Consider the following 19,901-nt stretch of genomic DNA (forward strand, 5'->3'; position numbering starts at 1 on the left):
AGAAAGCGGGGACGGACGCTTTCCGGGAGGCGAAGGGCATGACGGGTTGGCAGATCGCGCTGGCGCTCCTGGCGCTGGCTTGGGCGCTTCAGTGCGTTGGAACCGTGATTCAGGTGCGGCGCTACCGCGACGCGTTCCGCGACCTCAGCGGCTCGTCGGATGACGGGTGGATGGGTGTCGGCAAGGGCGGCGGCGCCCTGCGCGGCGCGGCCATCGCCATGATCACCGTCTCGCCGGACGGCCGGGTGCGCCGGGCGACGAGCCTCGAGGGCCGCACGGTCTTCGCCAAGGCCCGGCGCCTGCCCGACCTGGAAGGCCGGACGATGGCGGATGTGCGGGCCGAGGCCGGGACGCGTCGCCGCGAGCCGCTCGCCGCCGCGATCCTCAGCGCCTTCGACCAGATCGATCAGGCGCGCTCGCGCCGCAGTCCCGAACCGGACACCGAACACGGCGAGCCGCTGACGGCCTGAGAGTCGCCGACGACATCAACATTCACGATACCGACGTCGCAACGCCCCGACGAGGGCACGGCTGGGAGGGCCGAACATGCTGACGATGATGATCCTGGCGCAGGGGGCAGCGGATCTCGCCGCCCACGGCGCCGTTCACGCTCAAGGCTTGGGCGATCCGGCGTTCGCGGCATCGCTGGCCGACATGGCCGCGCATCACGGCGCCGGCGCCGCCGACGCCGCGCAGCACGGCGCGACGCTGCTCGCCCAGGCGACCGACCCCGGCGCGGCCGGCACCGCGGCAGCGACCGCTCCGGCCACCGGCGGCGGCGCGATCTCGGCGGACGAATACGCCCGGCGCGTGCAGCAGCTCTCGGCCACCGGTAACCAGGAAGAGCAGCTCGGCTGGCTCGCCACGATCGGCCGCCACTTCATCGGCGTGTTCCAGAAAGGCGGCGAGGTCTTCCTCGGCTTCGTCACCGGCATCATCCCGACGCTGGTCGTGCTGATGACGGCCTTCTACGCGCTCACCGGCATGATCGGCGAGGAGCGCGTCCACGGCCTTGCCCAGAAGGCCGGCCGGATCGCGCTGACCCGCTATACCGTGCTGCCGGTCCTTTCGATGTTCTTCCTCACCAATCCGATGGCCTACACGTTCGGCACCTTCCTGGAGGAGAAGCACAAGCCGGCCTTCTACGATTCGGCCGTCTCGTTCTGTCACCCGATCCTCGGGCTCTTCCCCCACGCCAACGCCGGCGAATACTTCGTCTGGGGCGGCGTGCTCGTTGCGCTTCTGGAGCTCGAGAACCGCGGCGTCATCCCCGCCGGCTACCACATCAACCTCGCGATCTACTACTTCATCGTCGGCGTGGTGGTGATCCTCCTGCGCGGCATCGTCACCGAGCGCGTCACGCGCTTTCTCGCCGCGCGCGAAGGCGTGACGCTCTAAGGCCCCCGGGAAGGATCGAACCATGACCAAGACCTTCAAGGCCATTCGCGTTTCGCAGGGCAAGGGCGGCTGGGGCGGCCCGCTGGTGATCCAGCCGACGCCCGAGCGCGACAAGATCGTGGCGGTGACCGGCGGCGGCATTCCGGCCGTCGCCCAGCGCCTCGCCGAGCTGACCGGCGCGACCGTGGTGGACGGGTTCCGCAACCCGCCGCTGGAATCGGAGATGGCGGCCGTCGTGATCGATTGCGGCGGCACGGCCCGCTGCGGCGTCTACGCCCGCAAGCGCATCCCGACCATCAACATCATGCCGGTCGGACAAAGCGGCCCGCTCGCCCAGTTCATCACCGAGGATATCTACGTCTCGGGCGTGACGCCCGCCGACATGGAGCCTGCCGACGGTTCGGCCGCGCCCACCGGACAACAGGCCGCCTCGCCCGCGGCGATGGGGCAGCCGACCGCCGCGCCCCGCTCGTTCTCCTCGCCCGCCGAGGCGACCGCCGCGCTCGGCGGCGCGATGCCGGCTTCCAACCAGGGCGGGCTCATCGGCGCGATCACCAGCGTCGGCCGCGTCATGGGCCGCGCGGTCGGCATCTTCTTCAACGCCGGCCGGCGCACGATCGACATGGTGGTCCGCAACGTGCTGCCGTTCATGGCCTTCGTGACCATGCTGATCGGCATCATTCTCTACACCGGCATCGGCGATCTCCTCGCCGCACCGCTCGGACCGCTCGCCAACAACATCCTCGGCCTGATCGTCCTGTCGGCGATCTGCGCCCTGCCGTTCCTGTCGCCGATCCTCGGCCCCGGCGCGGTCATCGCGCAGGTCATCGGCGTCGCCATCATCGGTCCGCAGATCGCCAACGGCACCATCGCCCCGGCGATGGCCCTGCCGGCGCTGTTCGCCTACAACGCGCAGGTCGGCTGCGACTTCGTGCCGGTCGGCCTCGCGCTCGGCGAAGCCAAGCCGAAGACGATCGAGATCGGCGTGCCGGCGGTGCTCATCAGCCGGCAGATCACCGGCCCGATCGCCGTCCTGATCGCCTGGGGCGCCAGCTTCCTGCTCTGACACGACAAGGCGGGGCGGATGCATCTCTGCCCGCCCCGCCCTATCCCTGACTGCGGGCCCTGCCCGCCCGAGGAGCCTTCATGACCCAGTTCCTGCGCACCCGCGTCACCGCCGTCGGTCCGGACGTTCCCGACCTTCTGGAAGGCGGCGTCCTCATCCTCTTCGCCGACGGCGCCCCGCCGGAGCTTGCCGAAGTCTCCGTCCTGCATTCGGTGGTCGGCGAGCCGACCGTCGACGCGCCGGCCGCCGGCGTCCCGATCCGTGTCGGTGCGGTCGAAGCCCGTCTGACCGGCATCGGCGATCTCGCCTGGGCCAAGGTGCGCGACATCGGCCACGTCGTCATCAACTTCAACGGCCTCGCCGCGCCCGAGCGCCCGGGCGAGCTGACGGCAAGCGCGGTCGATGGCGGCAAGCTTGCGGCCGCCCTCCAGCCCGGCGCCGAGATCGTCATCGGCGACTGAGCCTCCCTGCCCTCACCATCGGATTTCGAGCCATGATCGAGCGCTCCGTCGTCGTGCGCGTCCACGACGGTCTCCATGCACGCCCGGCCACGCAGTTCGTGAAGCTCGCCAAGAGCTTCGCCTGCGACGTCGAGATCCGCTGCAACGGCCGGGGCGCCAGCACCAAGAACGCCGTCAAGCTGATGCTGCTCGGCGTGAAGGAGAACGACGAGGCGACCTTGAGGGCCGAGGGCGAGGACGCGGCCGACGCCGTCGCCGCGCTCGCGACCTTCCTGCAGACGCCCGACGCCGGCGACATCGATCTGACGGCTGCCGCCAAGCCGGCCGCCGCGTCGGTGCCGGTCTCGCCCGCTCCGCAGGCCACCTCCGCCGATCGCGGCGTGCCGGCCAGCGAGGGCACCGCGATCGGCCCGGCCTTCGCCTTCTTTCCCGCAGGCCTCGACATTCAGCCGCGTCACCTCGGCCCGGAGGAGATCGCGCCCGAACAGGCACGCTACCGCACCGCCCTCGCCGCCACCGTCGCCTCCTTCCGCGAGGCGCGAACGCGCCCGGGCCTGCGCCGCGACGACGCAGCGATCATCGACGCACTGGTCGAGGTCGCCGAGGACTCCGATTTCATCGCCGCCGTGGACGGCGCGATCGGTGGGGGACGGGATGCGCCGAGCGCCGTCGAGGAGGCGGGCCGCTCGATCGCAGCGAGCTTCGAGGCGCTGACCGACCCGTACCTTCGCGCCCGCGCCGAGGACATCCGCTCGGTGACGCGGGCGATCATCCTCTCCCTTCTCGGCCGCCGCGACATGACGCTGGCGGATCTGCCGAAGGGCGCCGTGATCGTCGCCGACGAGATCGCGGCGCTCGACCTCGCGAAGGCGACGCTCGCCGACATCGGCGGCATCGTCTGCCGCAAGGGCGCGGCGACGAGCCATGTCGCCATCATGGCGCGCGCCCATGGCATCCCGGCCGTCCTCGGCTTCCCCGTGGACGAGGCGCGGCTGAAATCCGCCAGGACGATCGCCCTCGACGGATCGAGCGGCGAGGTCGCGATCGACCCCGATGCAGAGACGGCCGCCCGCTTCACCGGCGCCATCGCGCGCGAGGCGCAGGAGCGGTCGGCACTTCAGGCCTATCGCACGGTGGAGCCGCAGACGCGCGACGGACGGCGCATCGAGATCGCCGCCAATCTCGGCTCGCTCGCCGAGATCGAGGCGGCGCAGACGGCAGGCGCCATGGGCGTCGGCCTCTTCCGCACCGAGTTCCTGTTCATGGAGCGGCGCACCTTGCCGGGCGAGGACGAGCAGGCCGACACCTACACGACGCTCGCGAAGGCCTTCGCACCCCATCCGGTGGTGATCCGCACGCTCGACATCGGCGGCGACAAGCCGGTGGCCGGCATCGATTTCGAGCACGAGGACAATCCGTTCCTCGGCTGGCGCGGCGTGCGCATGTGCCTGGAACGGCCGGACGTCTTCAAGCCGCAGCTGCGCGCGCTCCTGCGCGCGAGCGTCGTCGGCAACGTCAAGATCCTGCTCCCGATGATCGCCGACGTCGGCGAGGTGCGTGCCGTGCGCGCCCTCCTCGACGAATGCCGCGCCGAGCTCGATGCGGCCGGCCACGCTCACGGCGCGTTCGAGCTCGGGGTCATGATCGAGACGCCGGCCGCCGTCTTCGTCGCCGCCGAGATCGCGGCCGAGGTCGACTTCTTCTCCGTCGGCACCAACGACCTGACGCAATATGTCATGGCGGCCGATCGGCTGAACCCGCGCGTCGCCAAGCTCAACCGCACGGAGCATCCGGCCGTATTGGCGGCGATCGGCATGGCCGCGAGGGCCGCCCGCGAGGCCGGCATCTGGATCGGCGTCTGCGGCGAGGCCGCCGCCCGCCCCGACCTCATCCCCTTCTTCGTCGAGAACGGCGTCACCGAACTTTCGATGAGCGCCGCATCCATCCCCCGCGCCAAGAAGTGCGTGACGGAAATCTGAGGACTAGCCGTCTGGAAGGAGATCGCGGTTCGGGGCGGTTGCAACGCGCCGATCGATCCGTATCGACGTGTCTTACGCTCCCGCCGCGCCCAGGTGCCTGCCGAAATTGTCCAGAATGGCCTGCCAGCCGCTGCGCTGCTGGTCGAGGGAATGCTCCGTCTCGGGATCGAAGGCCACGCGGACATGCGTGCGGTCGCCGTGAGGTGTGAAACGGATGCTCGCCCGACGACCGCCGAACTCGTATTCGATCCGTTCGTGCGGCACGAGGTTCGTGTAGGTCCCTGCGAAATCGAAGCCCATGCTTCCGTCCTTCGCTTCCATTCGCGAAGAGAAATGGCCTCCTTCGCGCAGATCGACGACGGCCGCCGGGCAGTGCCAATCGTCCGACGCAAAGTTCCACTGCCGGATGCGTTCGGGATCGGTGTAGGCGTCCCACGCCTCCGCCTGAGTGACCGGCACGTCGGTTTCCACGACAATCTGCTCGGCAGCCATCCCACGTCTCCCCTTTACAAGCGCGACGGCGCTTACGCCAGCTCATGATAGCACGGAGGGCGGGCTTCGAACGACCAGCTCGCATCGGAAGAGCAGCGACGCCGCTTGGCCGGGTCAGCAGTCTCTCAGCGCGTCATCTCCGTCACGATCTCCTCGTAGGTGCGAGCGACAAAGTCGGCGCCGGCATCGCGCAGTGCGTCGCCGGTGTTAGCGAGGAGATGGGCGCCGCCGAGGAAGCCGTAGGCGACCATGCCGGCAGCCTTGGCGCCCATGACGCCGAAGCGCGAATCCTCGATCACCAGCGAGCGGGCGGGGTCGAAGCCCATGCGGCTTGCCGCGTGAAGCACGAGGTCGGGCTCGGGCTTGCCGCGCTTCACGTCGTGCGAGGAGAAGATCGCGTCGGGCGAGAAGAAGCGGTCGAGACCGGTCACCGTCAGGCTGTGCCGGATGCGCTCGTGGTCGGAGGAGGACGCCACGCAGCGCGGCAGGTCCGAGCGTTCGAGGAACTCGACGATGCCCGGCGTGGGGCGGAGCTCCTGCGTGAACAGCGCCTTGGTCTCCGTCCAGAAGCGCGGATGGTATTCCTGGTCGAGCGCGCGGCCGGTCTTGATCTCGATGCGCTCGAGAATATCGGCCATCTTCATGCCGACCACGGCATTCACCATGTCGGCCGTGACCTCGATGCCGGCCTGCCGGTAGACCGACTGCATCGCGCGGCGGGCGAGGACCTCGCTGTCGACCAGCACGCCGTCGCAATCGAAGATGATGCCGTCGAACTCGGCCATGGATGGTCTCCCCCTTGTCGGCGCCCGAACGCGGGATGCGCAAAGCCGCCCCGGCGGACCGGAGCGGCCTTGCGGCACCTTCGCATCGTGTGACCCAGTGCGGCGGATGCGCGCCGACCGGACGACGGACTAGCGTGTCAGCTCGTGGAGCAGGCGGGCGACGTCGCCCTTCTGCTCGATCTGCGGCATATGTCCCGTCCTCGGGAAAACATGCAAGGCGATCCGCCCCGACAGGCCGGTGAAATGGCGCACCGGGATCACACGATCCTCGGCGCCGGCAACCAGCTTCACCGGCATCGACAGGTGCGCCAGGAGGTCGCGCACCGAAACGTGTTGCGCGCCATTCGAGAACAGGTGCGTGCCGAGCCGCGACTGCGCGTCCGCCTGTCGGCCGTCGGCCCGTCCGCGCGCGGTCGCCCGCACGAAGCCGTCGGAGATCGCGCCCGCGTCCGAGACCAGATGGCGGAGCCAGATGCGCACCGGCGCCTCGGCGGTGGCGCGGGCAAAGCCTTCGGTGAAGCCGGTGTCGATGTCGGGACCGAAGCCGGCCGGCGACAGGAGCATCAGCGAACGCACGTCGGTGGCCGTGCCGCTGGCGACGGCCATGGCGACCGCGCCGCCGAGCGAATGGCCGACGAGATGGCAGCTCGTGACGCCGAGCGCGATCAGCGTCTCCTCGACGCTCGACACCAGCGCGTCGAAGCCGTCCGCCTCCCGATCGAGCGACGCGCCGTGACCGGGCAGGTCAATGCCGAGCACCGGGTTGCCTCCGGTCAACTCGCCGAGCAGCGGCCGCCAGCTTGCCGTTTCCGATGCGAAGCCGTGGACGAGGACGATCGGAACGCCCTCGCCCTCGCGCAGACGCGTGACGGCGAGCGGTGTCGCCGCATCGCCCGCCGATGCCGGGGCCCGTGCGGCAGGAGCCGTCTTCGGGGTGCAGGAGAAGGCCGGCTGCGGCGCCGCGGCGGCAGACTGCAGCGCCTTGACCTCGGACTTGGCGGCAGCCGCCGTTTCCACGTCGTCGCGCCCGATGCGGCCCAGCGGCCCGCTGCCGGTCACGGTGGCAAGATCGATCCCGTGCTCGCGCGCGATGCGGCGGGCGAGCGGCGTCGCACGCACCCCGCGGCGCTCGCCTTCGGACCCCTGTTTCGCGTCCTCGGGCCGTGCAAACTCTGCGACCGCCGGGACCACCTCGGCCGGTGCGGGCTTGGAGTCTGTCTCGACGTCGGGGTCGGGCTCGACCTTGGTCTCGACCGAGCCACCGGCCGCGGCGGCGTCGTAGGCTTCGCCCTCGGCATAGATCCAGGCGACGGGCGCGCCGACCGCGATGTCGACGCCCTCCGCGCCGGTCACGTTGCGCAGCGTCCCGCTCGCCGGCGCGTCCACTTCCATGGCCGCCTTGTCGGTCTCGATCTCGAAGAGCGGCTCGCCCTTCTTGATCGCGTCGCCTTCCTTGTAGAACCAGCGCGAGATCTGGCCGGTCGCCATGTCCATGTCGACCTTGGGCAGGATCACTTCGGTCGGCATGGCCTCAACGCTCCCTCTTGTGGAGTGCGCGCACGGCCGAAACGATGTCGGGAACCTGCGGCACGACCGCCTTTTCCAGCTCGGGATTGTAGGGGATCGGCGACTCCGCGCCGCCGAGGCGCACGATCGGCGCGTCGAGATAGTCGAAGGCCTCGCTTTCCGCGATCATCGCCGCGATCTCCGCCCCGACGCCGAGCGTTTTCACGCCCTCGTAGACGCAGACGAGCCGCCCGGTCTTCATGACGCTCGCGATGATGGTCTCGCGGTCCATCGGGCGCACGGTGCGGAGGTCGACGACCTCGACGTCGATGCCGTCCTTAGCCAGCTCTTCCGCAGCGGCGAGAGCCTTGTGGACCATGATCGCCGAGGCGACGATCGTCAGGTCGTTGCCCTCGCGCACCACCGCCGCCTTGCCGATCGGCACGGTGTAGCGGCCTTCCGGCACGATGCCTTTCGACTTGTAGAGGATCTTGTGCTCGAAGATCATCACGGGATCGGGATCGTCGATCGCGGCGAGCAGCATGCCCTTGGCGTCATGCGGGGTCGAGGGCTGGAGAACCTTCAGCCCCGGCACGTGGCCGAGCCAGGCCTCGAGGCTCTGGGAGTGCTGGGCCGCGGCGCCGGTGCCGGAGCCCGCGGGAAAGCGCATGACCAGCGGCACCGAGACGTTGCCGCCGAGCATGAAGCGGAGCTTGGCCGCCTGGTTGACGATCTGCTCCATCGCGAGCGTCGCGAAGTCGGAGAACTGGAACTCGTAAATCGGCTTCATGCCGGTAAGCGCCGCGCCGACCGCGACACCCGCGCCGCCGAGTTCGGCGATCGGCGTGTCGATGACCCGGTCCGCGCCGAAGCGGTGGACGAGGTCGCCCGTCACCTGAAAGGCGCCGCCGTAGACGCCGATGTCCTCGCCCATGATGAAGACGCGGGGGTCCTCCTCCATGGCGATGGCGATCGCTTCCTGGATCGCCTGGGCATAGGAAAGCTCGCGGCCGCCAGCCGCGTTCGCAAGTTCGCTCATCGGTGAGTTCCTTGGGTCGGCCGACGGGGCCGTTAAACCGTGTAGACGAAACGCGTCGCGTCGGACGGGTCGGGCGACGGCGAGTTCTTGGCGAACTCGATGCCCTCGGCGATCTCGCGCTCGACGCCGGCCCGAATTTCCTCCACGTCGCCTTCCGAGACGATGCCGTACTGGATCAGCTCGGCCTCGAAGCGGCCGATCGGGTCCTTGGAGATCCAGTCGTCGATCTCCTCCTTGGTGCGGTAGCGGTTGCGATCGCTCTTGGAGTGCCCGCGGTGGCGGTAGGTCTTGCACTCGATGAGGGTCGGCCCCTCGCCGCGGCGCGCCCGCTCGATCGCGGTGACGGAGGCCTCCGCGACGTCGGACAGCGAGTTGCCGTCCACCGTCACGCCCGGCATCGAGTAGGCGACGGCCCGCTCGGCGATGTTCTTCACCGCCGTCGAGCGCTCGGTCGAGACCGACATGCCGTACTTGTTGTTCTCGCACACGAACACGACCGGCAGCTTCCAGATCGAGGCCATGTTCAAGGCCTCGTGGAAGGCGCCCTCGTTGTTGGCGCCGTCGCCGAAGAACGAGACGACGACGTCGTCGCGCTTCTGCATCTTCATCGAGAGCGCGGCGCCGACCGCGATCGGCAGACCGCCGCCGACGATGCCGTTGGCGCCGAGATTGCCCTTGGTGACATCGGCGATGTGCATCGAGCCGCCGCGACCGCGGCAGTAGCCCGTCTCCTTGCCGAAGAACTCGGCGAACATCTTTCCGACCTCGGCACCCTTGGCGATGCAGTGGCCGTGGCCGCGGTGGGTGGAGGTGATCTGGTCGGTGTCGGTCAGCGGTAGGCAGATGCCGACCGCCGAGGCTTCCTGGCCGATCGACAGGTGCATCGTCCCGTGAATCAGGCCGCGCGTGTAGCTCTCCTCCGCCCCTTCCTCGAAGCGGCGGATGAGATGCATCTGGCGCAGCGCGTCCTTCAGGACCGCCGGTTCGAAGTGGCGGAAGGCGAAGGGGCGGTTATCCCCCTCGCGCGCGCCGGAGGACGAGGGCGCCGCGTCGGCGACCTCGGAAACCTGGGGCATGACGGACATGGCCTGTCTCTCCTGATCGGATCACTCGGCCGCGGCGGCGAAACGCCCGTCGGCCTGGTCGAGACGACGGCGGATCTGGGTGATCACCAGGCTGTCGTCCGGCTCGCAGTTGGCATAGGTCAGCTTCTCGCCGGCCTTGATCGGCTTGATGACGCGGGCCCGTTCGGCGAGGCCGAGCGGCAAGGCGCCTTCGTTGCGCGCGCCTTCCCAGGTCATGGCGAAGCCGCGGTAGTCGTACTCGCCGATCTTGCCGAGCGTGTCGCCGGGGTTGAGGTCGCGCTTGGCGAGCGTCACGCACTCGGCGACCGGACGGTCGGCGGGGATCAGATCGGGCGTCTTCTTCACCACCGCGCGCACCGCCGAAAGCGGCACTTCGAGCGAGGTCAGGTGATAGGGGCGGAAGATCGTGTAGTTCGGGCCGGGGCCCATCTTGAGATCGCTCATGCGCTCCAGCACGCGGTCGTGGCGGGGCTTCACGATGCAGAAGACACCGGGGGCGACGCCCTTGCCGATCGAGTAGTCGACCTTGCCGGTGCCCGACAGGACGCCGCCGTCCTCCTTCGTGCAGAGCACGGAGGCCAGCTCGTCGCGCGTGGCGGCGGGGCCGTGCATGCCCGGAACGTCCGGCACGAGGCCGGTCGCATTGGCGACGGCGACCATCTCGATCATGGTCTTGGAGCCGTCCACGAACTCGACCAGCATGCGCGCGTTCATGTTGCGCTGGCGGGCCTCCTCCTCGTAGGCGTCCGGCGTCGCGTCGAACTTCAGGGGGTTGTTCTTGCCCTTGCCGGCGCAGACGATGTCGAAGCCGAGCGACTGGGCGAAGCCAATGATCTCGATCGTGGCGGCCGGCTCGTCGCCCGCCGCACCCGTGTAGACGACACCGGCCTTGGCGGCCTCCTCGCGCAGGAAACGGCCGATCGTGATGTCGGCCTCGACGTTCAGCATGACGACATGCTTGCCGTTTCGGAAGGCTTCCAGCGCGATCAGCGTGCCGACGTTCGGGTTGCCCGTGGCGTCGATGATGACGTCGATATGGCCCGACGAGCAGAGCGCCTTGTAGTCCTCGGTCAGCGCGACCTTGCCGCCCTCGATCGCGCGGTCGATGTCGCTGGTGCCGGCGGCGTGGACGAACTCGGTGCCCGCCATGCGCAGCGCGGCTTCCGCGCCCGCGACGTTCAGCTCCGACAAGGCACCCAGCCGGACGCCCGGCATCAGGGTCAGTTGCACCACCATGTCGGTGCCCATCTGGCCCGAGCCGGCGAGGCCGACGGTCACGGGGCCGTTCTTGTCGGCATAGGCCTGGAGCTCGGCCGCGAGGCCAACCTGAAGAATCGTCATCGCTGTTCCTCCCTTAGGAAGCATAAGTACATTTGTCTTCTCATGAAGACAAGAGTTCATAAACGGCTCGACGCGGATTTTTCAGCCGTCGAGCAGCCGCTCGGCCGTCCGCTCGTCGGTCACGAGGATTTCGGGCGACAGGAGCGTCATCGCCGCGCGGATCGCGGGGAACTTCGACCAGCCGCCGCTGGCGAGCACCGTGCGCCGCGCATCGACGAGACGGCGCGGATCGACGGCGAGCACCCGGTCGTTGACCGAATGGTCGAGCACCCGCCCCTCGGCGTCGATGAACCGGCACAGGACGTCACCGACGGCCCCTGCCCGCTCCAGGCTGTCGAGGTCGGCGCGCTCCAGAAGGCCGTAGTGGACGAAGATCGAATCGCGCGTGAAGTCGCCGACCGACAGGATCGCGAGGTCGAGCCGGTCGGTGCGCCGGAACACCTCGGCGATGCCGCGGTGATTGAGGAGCGCGTCGCGCGTCGCCCCGTCCGGCGCGAAGACCGGGCAGGCCAGCATGTAGCAGTCGCCGCCGATGCGGTCGGCGAAGCGCCAGGCGAACTCCGACGGGTTGGACAGGCTGACATGGGTCAGCCCGCCGAGCATCGAGATCGTGGTGGAGCGGGCGTAGACCAGCGGCTCGACGAAGGGCAGCGACGAGGACAGCGTCCGCCCCCAGCCGAGGCCGATCGTCATGCCGTCGGCGAGAAGGTCGGGCAGCAGCTGGCCGAGCGCCGCGCCGATCATGGAGGGCAGTTGCGCCTCGTCCTGCGGGTCGGGCACGACCACGACGCGCTCCATGTCGAAGCGGGCGCGCACCTCGCGCTCGAGCCTGGCGCACCGGGCGATCGGCGAGGTCACGCGGATCTGCACCGTGCCGTCCTCGCGCGCGGCGGCCAGCATGCGCAGGACGCGCGTGCGGGTCAGCCCCAGGATCTTGGCGACCTGATCCTGCGTCAGCCCTTCCATGTAGTAGAGCCAGGCGGCGCGCGCCTTGATGTCGTCGCTGTCGGTGGAGGACACGGCCAGCCTTTCGCCCGAGGAAATCGTCTCCCTCGGGTTTAGCCCTTCGCCGGCGGGTCCGGACAGCCCCGCCGGGCCGACACGTGCGCGCCAGCCCATCGTTCAGCCCGCAGCGACGGCGAGGCGGACGGCCGACCGGCTCACGCCGCCGTCCGGGCGATGCCGTGCACCTCGATCGTCGGGGTGCGCGTCGCGCGGCTGGTGAAGGCCAGCGTCTGCTCGAAGGACGTGACGCCCGCCTGGCTGCCGAGGCCGAGCGCGTTCTGCGCCGAGGTCGCCTGCGCGAACCGCACCATGGATTCCGGGTCCATGCCCCGAACGAGACCGGTCGCGATGCCGGCATTGAAGGCGTCGCCGCAGCCGCACGAGCAGATCATCTCGATGTCGAAGGCCGGCATCAGGAAGCGGTCGCCGTTGGAATGGCGATAGTAGGCGCCGTTCTCGCCGAGCGTCAGGATGCAGCAGGTCACGCCCTTGTCGAGGAAGAAGCGCGAGACGTCCTCGACGTCCTCCAGCCCCGAGAGGACCCGCGCCTCCTCGATCGAGGGCAGGAAATAGTCGGTGTACGGCAGGAGGCCGACGACATTGTCGAGATCCTTCTCGGCCGCCGCGAAGACGTCCACCGTGGTGATCGCGCCACGGCGCTTCGCCTCGGCAAAGAGCTCGGCGCTCGGGGCCCCGTCCATGCGGTCCATCAGCCCGACGCCGCCGAGATGCACGACCGTGGCGTCGAGCACCTGGTCCCACATGTCGGGCGTGATCACGAAGGCGCCGGTGGCGCCCTTCATGTGAAGCGCCGGGCGCGAGCCGTCGGCGCGGGTCAGGACGATGGAAGTCGAAGTGCCGACGCCCTTCAGGCGCTGCATCGTCGAGGTGTCGACGCCGAAGCTCGCGAGACGGTCCATCACCCAACCGGCCATCAGGTCGTCGCCGACCGCGCCGACCGCAAGGCAGTTCAGCCCGTGCTTGGCCGCCGCGATCACCGCCGCGCCCGCCGCGCCGGAAACGGCCAGATCGATCTCCTCGATGAACTGCGTGCCGCCGCCCGGCGGAATGGCGCCGACGGGGCGGCCGAGGCAGTCGAACGTGTAGAAGCCGATCGAAGCGTAGTCGTAGCGCATCGCGCGTTCCTCCCAGAAGATGACGGACCCCTTCCCGATCCGGCGGGGTGTGTGAATGTCAGGCCGCGGCGAGACGGATCGCCTCGACCTCGTCGCTCAGGGCCGGCGTCACCCGGCCCGACAGGGCGAGGTCGGTGCGCCGGCGCAGGATGTCGTCCACGGTGCGGACCTGTTCGTTCGCCGCGATCCAGGCGATCTCGGCGACGTGGTGGTCGGGCGCGGCCTTGAGCGTGCGCCCGTCCGACGCGCGGATCGCCTCGGCGATCGGGCGGGCGCGCGTGCCGTAACGGCGAAGGAGACGTTCCCCGACCGCCTCCGGCCCGCCCGCCGTCTCGGCGAGTTCACGCACCAGACGCTGGCGGCCGGCCGCGTCCTTCGGGAACGCCGCGCCGCCGCCGATCGGAAGCTCCGCCGTCGAAGCGCGGCGTGCTCGCCCGATGCGCGGCAGGATCCGGTCCGTGACCTCCTCGGAAAACCCGCGATAGGTCGTCCACTTGCCGCCGATCAGGGAGAGGACCGGCACGTCGGTGCCCGGCAGCCGCTCCTCGGCGATCGAATGGTCGCGGCTGATCGCGCCGGGATCGTCGACATCGGCATTGGGAAGCGGGCGCACACCGCAGAAGGCGTAGACGACGTCGTCGCGCCGGATGACGATCTGGGGGAAGACCTCGGAGACGACGCCGATCATGTAGGCGATCTCCGCCTCGCTCACCCGCGCCTCGTCCGGATGGGCGACGGGAATGTCGGTCGAGCCGATCAGGACGCGCCCTTTGAAGGGATAGAGGAGGTTCACTCGGCCGTCGGCCGAGCCGAAATAGACCATGCGGCCGCCGAGCGCGGCCAGGAGCTCGGGGTGATCCACCACGACGTGGCTGCCCTTGGTGCCGCCCATGTGGCGCGTGTTGAGGCCGAGCGCGGCGTTGACGCCGTCGATCCAAGCCCCGCCAGCATTCACCACCACGTCGCCGCGCACCCGCTCGCGCGCGCCGGTCAGGACGTCCTCGATCTCGATCGCGCCGCCGGCCGCCGAGCGCACCTTGGTGTAGCTGCGTGCCTCGCTCCGCGGATTGTCCTTGAGAGCATCGAGCACGAGTTCGAGGCCGAGCCGCTCGGCGTGGTCGAGCCGGGCCTCGTAGTAGAGGCCGACCGCGGTGATCGCGGGATCGAGGCCCTTCAGTTCGGCCCGGGCGCGGCGTCCGCCGATGAAGCGGTGCACCGGCATGGTGCGGAAGCGCCGGCCGAACGCGTCGTACATCGTCAGACCGAGCTTGGTGATGATCGCGCCGCGGTCGTTGAGCTTGGCCTTGAGGCCGAGGAAGCGCTTGATCGAGGGCACGATGCCGCCGAACCAGGAGCGCACGGGGAGCGCGGTCTCCAGCGGCGTCACGAAGTGCGGCGCGTTGCGCAAGAGGATGTTGCGCTCCTCCGCCGACTGTCGCACCAGCCGGAACTCGCCCGTCTCCAGATATTTCAGGCCCCCGTGCATCAGGCGCGAGGACGATTCGCTCGCGCCCGAGCAGAAGTCGCCGCGGTCGATCAGCAGGCAGTCGACGCCCTGCAGGCTGAGGTCGCGGAACGTGCCGATGCCGTTGATCCCGGCGCCGATGATGACGACCGGGAAGTGGCGCGCGGGGGAAGAAGCAGTGCTCATGATCAGGATACGATGGCGACCTTGATGGCATCGCCTCGGGCGGCGGTCTCCAGCGCCTCGCCGATCGCCGGTAGGGCGAAACGATGCGTCAGGAACGGCTTGGTATCAAGCTGCCCCGACGCGATGAGGTTCAGCGACTTCTCGAACTGAAGACGCGTCAGGCCGAAGGAGCCGGTCACGATCAGCTCGTTGTAGTGGATCGCGTTGACGTCGAGCGGCGCCATCTCGCCCTTGTTGAACCCCGCGAACAGCGAGACGCGGCCCCGCAGCCGGGCGAGGCCGAGGGCGTCGTTGGCGAGCGAGGGCACGCCGATCGCGACGATCACGACGTCGGCGCCGATGCCGCCCGATTCGCCCCGCACGATCGCCTTCAGATCCTCGTTGACCGGATCGACCACGACGTCGGCGCCCGCCCGCAGTGCCGCCTCGCGGCGTGCCGAGTTCGGCTCGGAGACGATGATGCGGCGCGCGCCGGACAGTCGCGCGACCTTGACGTGCAGGAGGCCGATAGGGCCGGAGCCGAGAATGGCCACCACGTCTCCGCGCTCGACGCCGACCTTCTCCTGGCCGTTGATGACGCAGGCGAGCGGCTCGGCGAGCGCCGCCTCCTCGAACGAGACGCCGTCGGGCATCGCGAAGACGTTGCCCGTCTCCAGCGCCCGGCCGGGAATGCGGATGTATTCGGCGAAGGCGCCGTCGACCTCATAGCCGATCGCGGTGAGGTTCTCGCAGACGTTTTCCAGCCCGCGCTTGCAGTAGGCGCAGTGGCCGCAGGCGATCGCCGGATCGACGCACACGGCGTCACCCACCTTGAACCGCGCCGAGCCGCCGGCATCCACCACCTCTCCGGAGAACTCGTGGCCGAGCACCGACGGGTAGCGCACGCCCATCGTCTTGCGGCCCGAGACGATGCGGATGTCGGTGCCGCAAATCGTGGCGGCGCGAACCTTCAGAACCAGGTCGCCGCGTTCGGGCGTCGGATCGGCGACGTCGCCGAAGAGGACGTCGTTGGGAGCGCGCAAGAGGGCAGCTTTCATGACGGTCCATCCGAGCTGGGGAGCGGCGCATCGGCAGCGCCTTGCGTCGAGATGTATCGCGCAACTTTGTTTTTTGTAAAGCGCAAAAGTTTCGAGAGTGTTCGTTCCGATGTGCCAAAGTACCTGTCTATCCCTCGGAATGTCCTGTCACACTGGCAAGGCAGCCGGGCTCAGATGACATGAACCCGCTATTGCAATGCACAAACTGCATTCCTTCCGATCAAATGTATTGACGGTGCCGGGAAAGTGCGCGAGACGAAACGAACAGGCGTGCCGGGGAAGACGGCGCGCCCGGCGGCTCTCAGCCGCCAAGGGTCCGGGGCGGGAGGCGCCCCTTTCGGGAGGAAGACGACATGCGCAAGGGATTCTGGTCCGCCCTCGTTCTCGGCTCCGCGCTGATGGGCGCGGTCCTGCCGGCCTCGGCCGAGGGGCAGGAAGACCTCATCAAGCCGATCGACAAGGAACTGACCTTCGTCTTCATCCCGAAGGTGATCCACCCGTGGTACGACGTGGTGCGCCAGGGTGGCCAGTACGCGGTGGACGAGTTCGCCAAGCAGGGCATCAAGATCAACATGATCTGGGACCAGCCCCCGCAGGCCGACGTCGCCGACCAGAACCAGCGCATCGAGGCCAATATCGGCCGCGCGCCCGACGGTCTCGCCGTCGCCTGCCTCGATCAGGCCACCAACGTCCAGCTCCTGAACGAAGCCAAGGAAGCCGGCGTCAACACGATCACCTTCAACTCGTTCTGCTCGCCCGACTTCGCCTTCGTCGGCCAGAAGGACAGCTACGGCGACGGCTTCGACCTCGGCAAGTATCTCGCCGACCACATCGGCGGCGAGGGCGAGGTCGGCATCCTGTCGGGTTCGCTCACCGCGACCGACCACGTCGAGCGCATCAAGGGCTTCAAGAAGGCGCTGGAAGCCTATCCGAACGTCAAGATCGTGTTCGAGCAGCCCGACAACGACGTGCTGGAGGAAGCCGTCTCGCTCACCGAGAACGCGCTCCAGGCCCATCCCAACATCAAGGGTTTCTTCGGCTGCAACGCCTCGAACCCGATCGGCATCGCCCGCGCCGTCCAGAACGCCGGCAAGGCGGGCACGGTCGCGGTGGTCGGCATGGACGACCTGCCGGAGGCCGTCGACTTCGTGAAGGAGGGCGTCATCACGGCGCTGAAGGCGCAGCGTCAGTGGGACATCGGCTACTGGGCCGTGAAGTACATGGTCGCGATGAACCAGAACCACACGATCCCGATGGACCACAACACGGGCTCGCGCTTCATCACCAAGGACCAGCTTTAAAGACGAGGTCGGGGAGCCGGTCCGCCGGCTCCCCTTCGGTTCCGGTCGAGGGAGAGGCTGACATGGACGCGACGGCCACCGCCTTCGAGGCGAGAGACGTGTCGAAGAGCTTCGGCGTCGTGCATGCCCTGAAGGGCGTGTCCGTCTCCATCCGCCCCGGCGAGGTGCACGCGATCATCGGCGAGAACGGCGCCGGCAAGTCGACGCTCATGAACATCATTTGCGGCCGGCTCCGCCCGACCGCCGGCCAGCTTCTCGTCGGCGGCGCCGCCGTGCAGTTCCATTCGCCCGGCGAGGCGCAGGGCGCAGGCATCGCCATCGCGCCGCAGGAGATCAATCTCGTCCCGGCTCTCACCGTCACCGAGAACATCATGCTCGGCGCCGAGATCACGCGCGGGCCGGCGATCGACTGGCGGGCGACGCGCGAGGAAGCCCTCACCCACCTCCATGCCGTGGACGACACGATCGCAGGCGACGCCCGCGCGGGCGAGTTGTCCAAGGCGCAGCAGCAGCTGGTGCAGATCGCCCGCGCCGTCGCCACCAAGGCGCGCATCCTGATCTTCGACGAGCCGACCGCCGCGCTGACGACGCGCGAGACCGAAAAGCTCTACGCCTTCATCCGGCGCTTCCGCGAGAGCGGTGGCTCGGCCTTCTACATCTCGCACCGCCTCGACGAGATCCTCGACCTGTCCGATCGGATCTCGGTCCTGCGCGACGGAGCCTATGTCGGCGAGCTCGACCCGAAGCGCACGTCCAAGCACGAGATGGTCGCGCTGATGGCCGGCCGCGAGGTCGCGCTGTCCACGCACGCGCCGCGGCGCCTCGAGGACCGCCCGGTGGTCCTGAAAGTGTCCAGCCTGTCCCGGCCGGGCGAGTTCGAGGACGTGTCGTTCGAGCTTCACGAAGGCGAGGTTCTGGGCGTCTCCGGCCTCGTCGGCGCCGGGCGCACCGAGGTCGCCAAGTGCATCTTCGGACTGACGCGGCAGAAGGCGGGTACGGTCGAGATCTTCGGCGACGCGCGGCCGGTGACGGACCCCGCCGACGCCATCCAGCGCGGCCTCGTCTATCTGCCGGAGGAGCGCAAGCAGGAGGGCATCTTCCCGCTTCTCTCGATCGCCGAGAACCTGACCATCGCGACGCTCGACCGCTTCCGGGGTCCGGCCTGGATGGATTTCCGCGGCATGGCGGCGACGGTCGACGACTATGTCGATCGCCTGCGCATCAAGATCGGATCGGCGTCGGACCCGATCACCTCCTTGTCGGGTGGCAACCAGCAGAAGGTCATCCTCGGCCGCTGGCTCGCCAAGAACGCCAAGATCCTGATCCTCGACGAGCCGACGCGCGGCATCGACGTCGCGGCAAAATCCGAGATCCAGAGCGTCCTCGACAGCCTGACCGCCGGGGGCCTCTCGATCGTCTACATCTCGTCCGAGCTCGAGGAGGTGCTGAACGTCTCCGACCGCATCCTCGTCATGCACGAGGGCCGCGTGAAGGGCACCCCGCGCACCGAGGACATGACGCAGGAATCGCTCCTGCGTCTCGCCATGAGCTGACGCGCGCCACGCGCGCGATTTCCTGACCGCCCGCCTCCCGATCGAAAGGCAACCCGAGCCATGACCAACACCGCTCTTGGGTCTCCCGCGCGGGCCCGCTCCGCCGCCCCCTCCCTCTGGTCCCGCTTCAAGGGCTGGGAGGCGAGCGGCATCCTGATCGCGCTGGGGCTCTTCGCCATCATCCTGTCGATCGCCGCGCCGAACTTCCTGTCGGCCTACAACCTGACCGTCGTGGCGCGCGCCGCCGCGTTCGTCGGCCTCGTGGCGCTCGGCCAGACGCTGGTGCTGCTGCTGGGCGGCATCGACCTGTCGGTGGGCGCGGCGGCCGGTCTCTCGGCGATCGTCGGCTCGCTTCTGCTCACCTCGGCGGGGGTACATCCTTGGCTGGTCATCCCGCTCGCCTGCCTGTTCGGGCTTTGCCTCGGCCTCGTGAACGGCTTCTTCATCGCCTACCTCAAGCTCAACCCGTTCATCGTGACGCTGGCGTCGGGCGAGATCTTCGCGGGCATGACGCTCGTCATCACCGAGGGCTACCCGATCCGCCCCCTCGGAGCCGGCTTCCGCGTCTTCGGTCAGGGCGAGATCCTCGGTTTACCGGTGCCGGTCTGGTTCTTCCTCGTGTCGGCGGCGATCCTGATCTGGGTGCTGCGCAACACCAAGTTCGGCCGCAACATCTTCGCGATCGGCGGCAACCGCGACGCCGCCGTCTTGGTCGGCATCCGCATCCGCCGCGTCGAGCTTCTGGTCTACGGCCTCGCCGGCATGTTCGCCGCCATGGCCGGCATGCTCTACGCGAGCCGCATGGACGCCGGCCAGCCGTCCGTCGGCGAAGGCTGGATGCTGCAGGCGATCACCGCCGCGATCATCGGCGGCACGTCGCTTCGCGGGGGCCAGGGCACGATCGTCGGCACCGCGCTCGGCGCCCTTCTTCTGGCCATGCTCGCCAACGGCACCGTGCTTCTCAACGTGTCCGGCTTCTGGCAGCGCGTCATCGTCGGTCTCGTCGTCCTCATCGCGATCCTCGTGGACCTCGCCCGCCGCCACCGCCGCTGATTCATATCCGAGG

General features: G+C 69.0%; 18 protein-coding genes. 8 read left to right on the forward strand and 10 right to left on the reverse strand.

All coding sequences use genetic code 11. The annotated features are described in order from the left end of the window. Positions 1-38 precede the first annotated feature (38 nt). The 5 genes from ASF65_RS13270 (at position 39) to ptsP (ending at position 4,904) form a co-directional block, all read left to right on the forward strand. Positions 39-470 (forward strand): transcriptional regulator GutM, encoded by a 432-nt coding sequence (locus ASF65_RS13270; RefSeq protein WP_055890043.1) that lies wholly within the window; start codon positions 39-41, stop codon positions 468-470. A gap of 184 nt (positions 471-654) precedes the next feature. Continuing rightward, entirely contained in the window at positions 655-1,398 is a 744-nt protein-coding gene (locus ASF65_RS13275; protein ID WP_244486697.1) for a PTS glucitol/sorbitol transporter subunit IIC, read from the forward strand. 22 nt (positions 1,399-1,420) lie between these two features. Continuing rightward, the gene (locus ASF65_RS13280) at positions 1,421-2,464 is read left to right on the forward strand and encodes a PTS glucitol/sorbitol transporter subunit IIB (protein WP_055890045.1); all 1,044 of its coding nucleotides are present in this window, start codon (positions 1,421-1,423) and stop codon (positions 2,462-2,464) included. Positions 2,465-2,544: 80 nt separating this feature from the next. Continuing rightward, entirely contained in the window at positions 2,545-2,925 is a 381-nt protein-coding gene (locus tag ASF65_RS13285; RefSeq protein ID WP_055890046.1) for a PTS glucitol/sorbitol transporter subunit IIA, read from the forward strand. 32 nt (positions 2,926-2,957) lie between these two features. Continuing rightward, positions 2,958-4,904: a phosphoenolpyruvate--protein phosphotransferase gene (gene ptsP, locus ASF65_RS13290; RefSeq protein WP_348271178.1), complete on the forward strand. Its 1,947-nt coding sequence runs from the start codon at positions 2,958-2,960 to the stop codon at positions 4,902-4,904. 72 nt (positions 4,905-4,976) lie between these two features. Here the strand turns inward: ptsP and ASF65_RS13295 are convergent, their stop codons facing one another. The 10 genes from ASF65_RS13295 to ASF65_RS13340 all read right to left on the reverse strand — a co-directional run bounded on the left by ASF65_RS13295 (position 4,977) and on the right by ASF65_RS13340 (position 15,981). Then, a complete protein-coding gene (locus tag ASF65_RS13295; RefSeq protein ID WP_055890048.1) occupies positions 4,977-5,396 on the reverse strand; it encodes an SRPBCC family protein in 420 nt (139 codons plus the stop codon). Between the two features lie 125 nt (positions 5,397-5,521). Then, on the reverse strand, positions 5,522-6,181 hold the full coding sequence (locus ASF65_RS13300) for an HAD family phosphatase (RefSeq protein ID WP_055890050.1): 660 nt from the start codon (positions 6,179-6,181) through the stop codon (positions 5,522-5,524). Positions 6,182-6,310: 129 nt separating this feature from the next. Next, the gene (locus tag ASF65_RS13305) at positions 6,311-7,708 is read right to left on the reverse strand and encodes an acetoin dehydrogenase dihydrolipoyllysine-residue acetyltransferase subunit (RefSeq protein WP_055890052.1); all 1,398 of its coding nucleotides are present in this window, start codon (positions 7,706-7,708) and stop codon (positions 6,311-6,313) included. Between the two features lie 4 nt (positions 7,709-7,712). Then, on the reverse strand, positions 7,713-8,726 hold the full coding sequence (locus ASF65_RS13310) for an alpha-ketoacid dehydrogenase subunit beta (protein WP_055890053.1): 1,014 nt from the start codon (positions 8,724-8,726) through the stop codon (positions 7,713-7,715). A 32-nt stretch (positions 8,727-8,758) separates the two neighbouring features. Next, positions 8,759-9,811 carry a thiamine pyrophosphate-dependent dehydrogenase E1 component subunit alpha gene (locus tag ASF65_RS13315; protein ID WP_244486654.1) on the reverse strand — a complete coding sequence of 351 codons (1,053 nt, stop codon included), beginning with the start codon at positions 9,809-9,811 and terminating at the stop codon, positions 8,759-8,761. A gap of 21 nt (positions 9,812-9,832) precedes the next feature. Continuing rightward, the gene (locus tag ASF65_RS13320) at positions 9,833-11,152 is read right to left on the reverse strand and encodes a homoserine dehydrogenase (protein WP_156369311.1); all 1,320 of its coding nucleotides are present in this window, start codon (positions 11,150-11,152) and stop codon (positions 9,833-9,835) included. Between the two features lie 81 nt (positions 11,153-11,233). After that, positions 11,234-12,172 (reverse strand): sugar-binding transcriptional regulator, encoded by a 939-nt coding sequence (locus ASF65_RS13325; protein ID WP_055890057.1) that lies wholly within the window; start codon positions 12,170-12,172, stop codon positions 11,234-11,236. Between the two features lie 140 nt (positions 12,173-12,312). Continuing rightward, complete coding sequence (locus ASF65_RS13330; RefSeq protein WP_055890059.1) at positions 12,313-13,293, reverse strand: PfkB family carbohydrate kinase; 981 nt, start codon at positions 13,291-13,293, stop codon at positions 12,313-12,315. Positions 13,294-13,351: 58 nt separating this feature from the next. After that, positions 13,352-14,944, reverse strand: coding sequence for a glycerol-3-phosphate dehydrogenase/oxidase (locus ASF65_RS13335; protein WP_055890061.1), 1,593 nt, complete (start codon positions 14,942-14,944; stop codon positions 13,352-13,354). A gap of 2 nt (positions 14,945-14,946) precedes the next feature. Further along, complete coding sequence (locus ASF65_RS13340; protein WP_055890062.1) at positions 14,947-15,981, reverse strand: zinc-dependent dehydrogenase; 1,035 nt, start codon at positions 15,979-15,981, stop codon at positions 14,947-14,949. A gap of 353 nt (positions 15,982-16,334) precedes the next feature. Between ASF65_RS13340 and ASF65_RS13345 the strand changes: the two genes are divergently transcribed. The 3 genes from ASF65_RS13345 (at position 16,335) to ASF65_RS13355 (ending at position 19,888) form a co-directional block, all read left to right on the forward strand. Then, on the forward strand, positions 16,335-17,282 hold the full coding sequence (locus ASF65_RS13345; RefSeq protein WP_055890064.1) for a substrate-binding domain-containing protein: 948 nt from the start codon (positions 16,335-16,337) through the stop codon (positions 17,280-17,282). A 62-nt stretch (positions 17,283-17,344) separates the two neighbouring features. After that, entirely contained in the window at positions 17,345-18,835 is a 1,491-nt protein-coding gene (locus ASF65_RS13350; protein WP_055890066.1) for a sugar ABC transporter ATP-binding protein, read from the forward strand. Between the two features lie 60 nt (positions 18,836-18,895). Next, positions 18,896-19,888, forward strand: coding sequence for an ABC transporter permease (locus tag ASF65_RS13355; protein WP_055890068.1), 993 nt, complete (start codon positions 18,896-18,898; stop codon positions 19,886-19,888). Positions 19,889-19,901: the final 13 nt, after the last annotated feature.

The organism is Aureimonas sp. Leaf324 (genome assembly GCF_001423245.1).
In the GTDB taxonomy this organism is placed as follows: domain Bacteria; phylum Pseudomonadota; class Alphaproteobacteria; order Rhizobiales; family Rhizobiaceae; genus Aureimonas.

Coding starts and splice junctions, on each gene's coding strand:
- ASF65_RS13270 (WP_055890043.1), top strand. CDS start 39: ATGACGGGTTGGCAGATCGCGCTGGCGCTCCTGGCGCTGGCTTGGGCG.
- ASF65_RS13275 (WP_244486697.1), top strand. CDS start 655: ATGGCCGCGCATCACGGCGCCGGCGCCGCCGACGCCGCGCAGCACGGC.
- ASF65_RS13280 (WP_055890045.1), top strand. CDS start 1,421: ATGACCAAGACCTTCAAGGCCATTCGCGTTTCGCAGGGCAAGGGCGGC.
- ASF65_RS13285 (WP_055890046.1), top strand. CDS start 2,545: ATGACCCAGTTCCTGCGCACCCGCGTCACCGCCGTCGGTCCGGACGTT.
- ptsP (WP_348271178.1), top strand. CDS start 2,958: ATGATCGAGCGCTCCGTCGTCGTGCGCGTCCACGACGGTCTCCATGCA.
- ASF65_RS13295 (WP_055890048.1), bottom strand. CDS start 5,396: ATGGCTGCCGAGCAGATTGTCGTGGAAACCGACGTGCCGGTCACTCAG.
- ASF65_RS13300 (WP_055890050.1), bottom strand. CDS start 6,181: ATGGCCGAGTTCGACGGCATCATCTTCGATTGCGACGGCGTGCTGGTC.
- ASF65_RS13305 (WP_055890052.1), bottom strand. CDS start 7,708: ATGCCGACCGAAGTGATCCTGCCCAAGGTCGACATGGACATGGCGACC.
- ASF65_RS13310 (WP_055890053.1), bottom strand. CDS start 8,726: ATGAGCGAACTTGCGAACGCGGCTGGCGGCCGCGAGCTTTCCTATGCC.
- ASF65_RS13315 (WP_244486654.1), bottom strand. CDS start 9,811: ATGTCCGTCATGCCCCAGGTTTCCGAGGTCGCCGACGCGGCGCCCTCG.
- ASF65_RS13320 (WP_156369311.1), bottom strand. CDS start 11,152: ATGACGATTCTTCAGGTTGGCCTCGCGGCCGAGCTCCAGGCCTATGCC.
- ASF65_RS13330 (WP_055890059.1), bottom strand. CDS start 13,293: ATGCGCTACGACTACGCTTCGATCGGCTTCTACACGTTCGACTGCCTC.
- ASF65_RS13335 (WP_055890061.1), bottom strand. CDS start 14,944: ATGAGCACTGCTTCTTCCCCCGCGCGCCACTTCCCGGTCGTCATCATC.
- ASF65_RS13340 (WP_055890062.1), bottom strand. CDS start 15,981: ATGAAAGCTGCCCTCTTGCGCGCTCCCAACGACGTCCTCTTCGGCGAC.
- ASF65_RS13345 (WP_055890064.1), top strand. CDS start 16,335: ATGCGCAAGGGATTCTGGTCCGCCCTCGTTCTCGGCTCCGCGCTGATG.
- ASF65_RS13350 (WP_055890066.1), top strand. CDS start 17,345: ATGGACGCGACGGCCACCGCCTTCGAGGCGAGAGACGTGTCGAAGAGC.
- ASF65_RS13355 (WP_055890068.1), top strand. CDS start 18,896: ATGACCAACACCGCTCTTGGGTCTCCCGCGCGGGCCCGCTCCGCCGCC.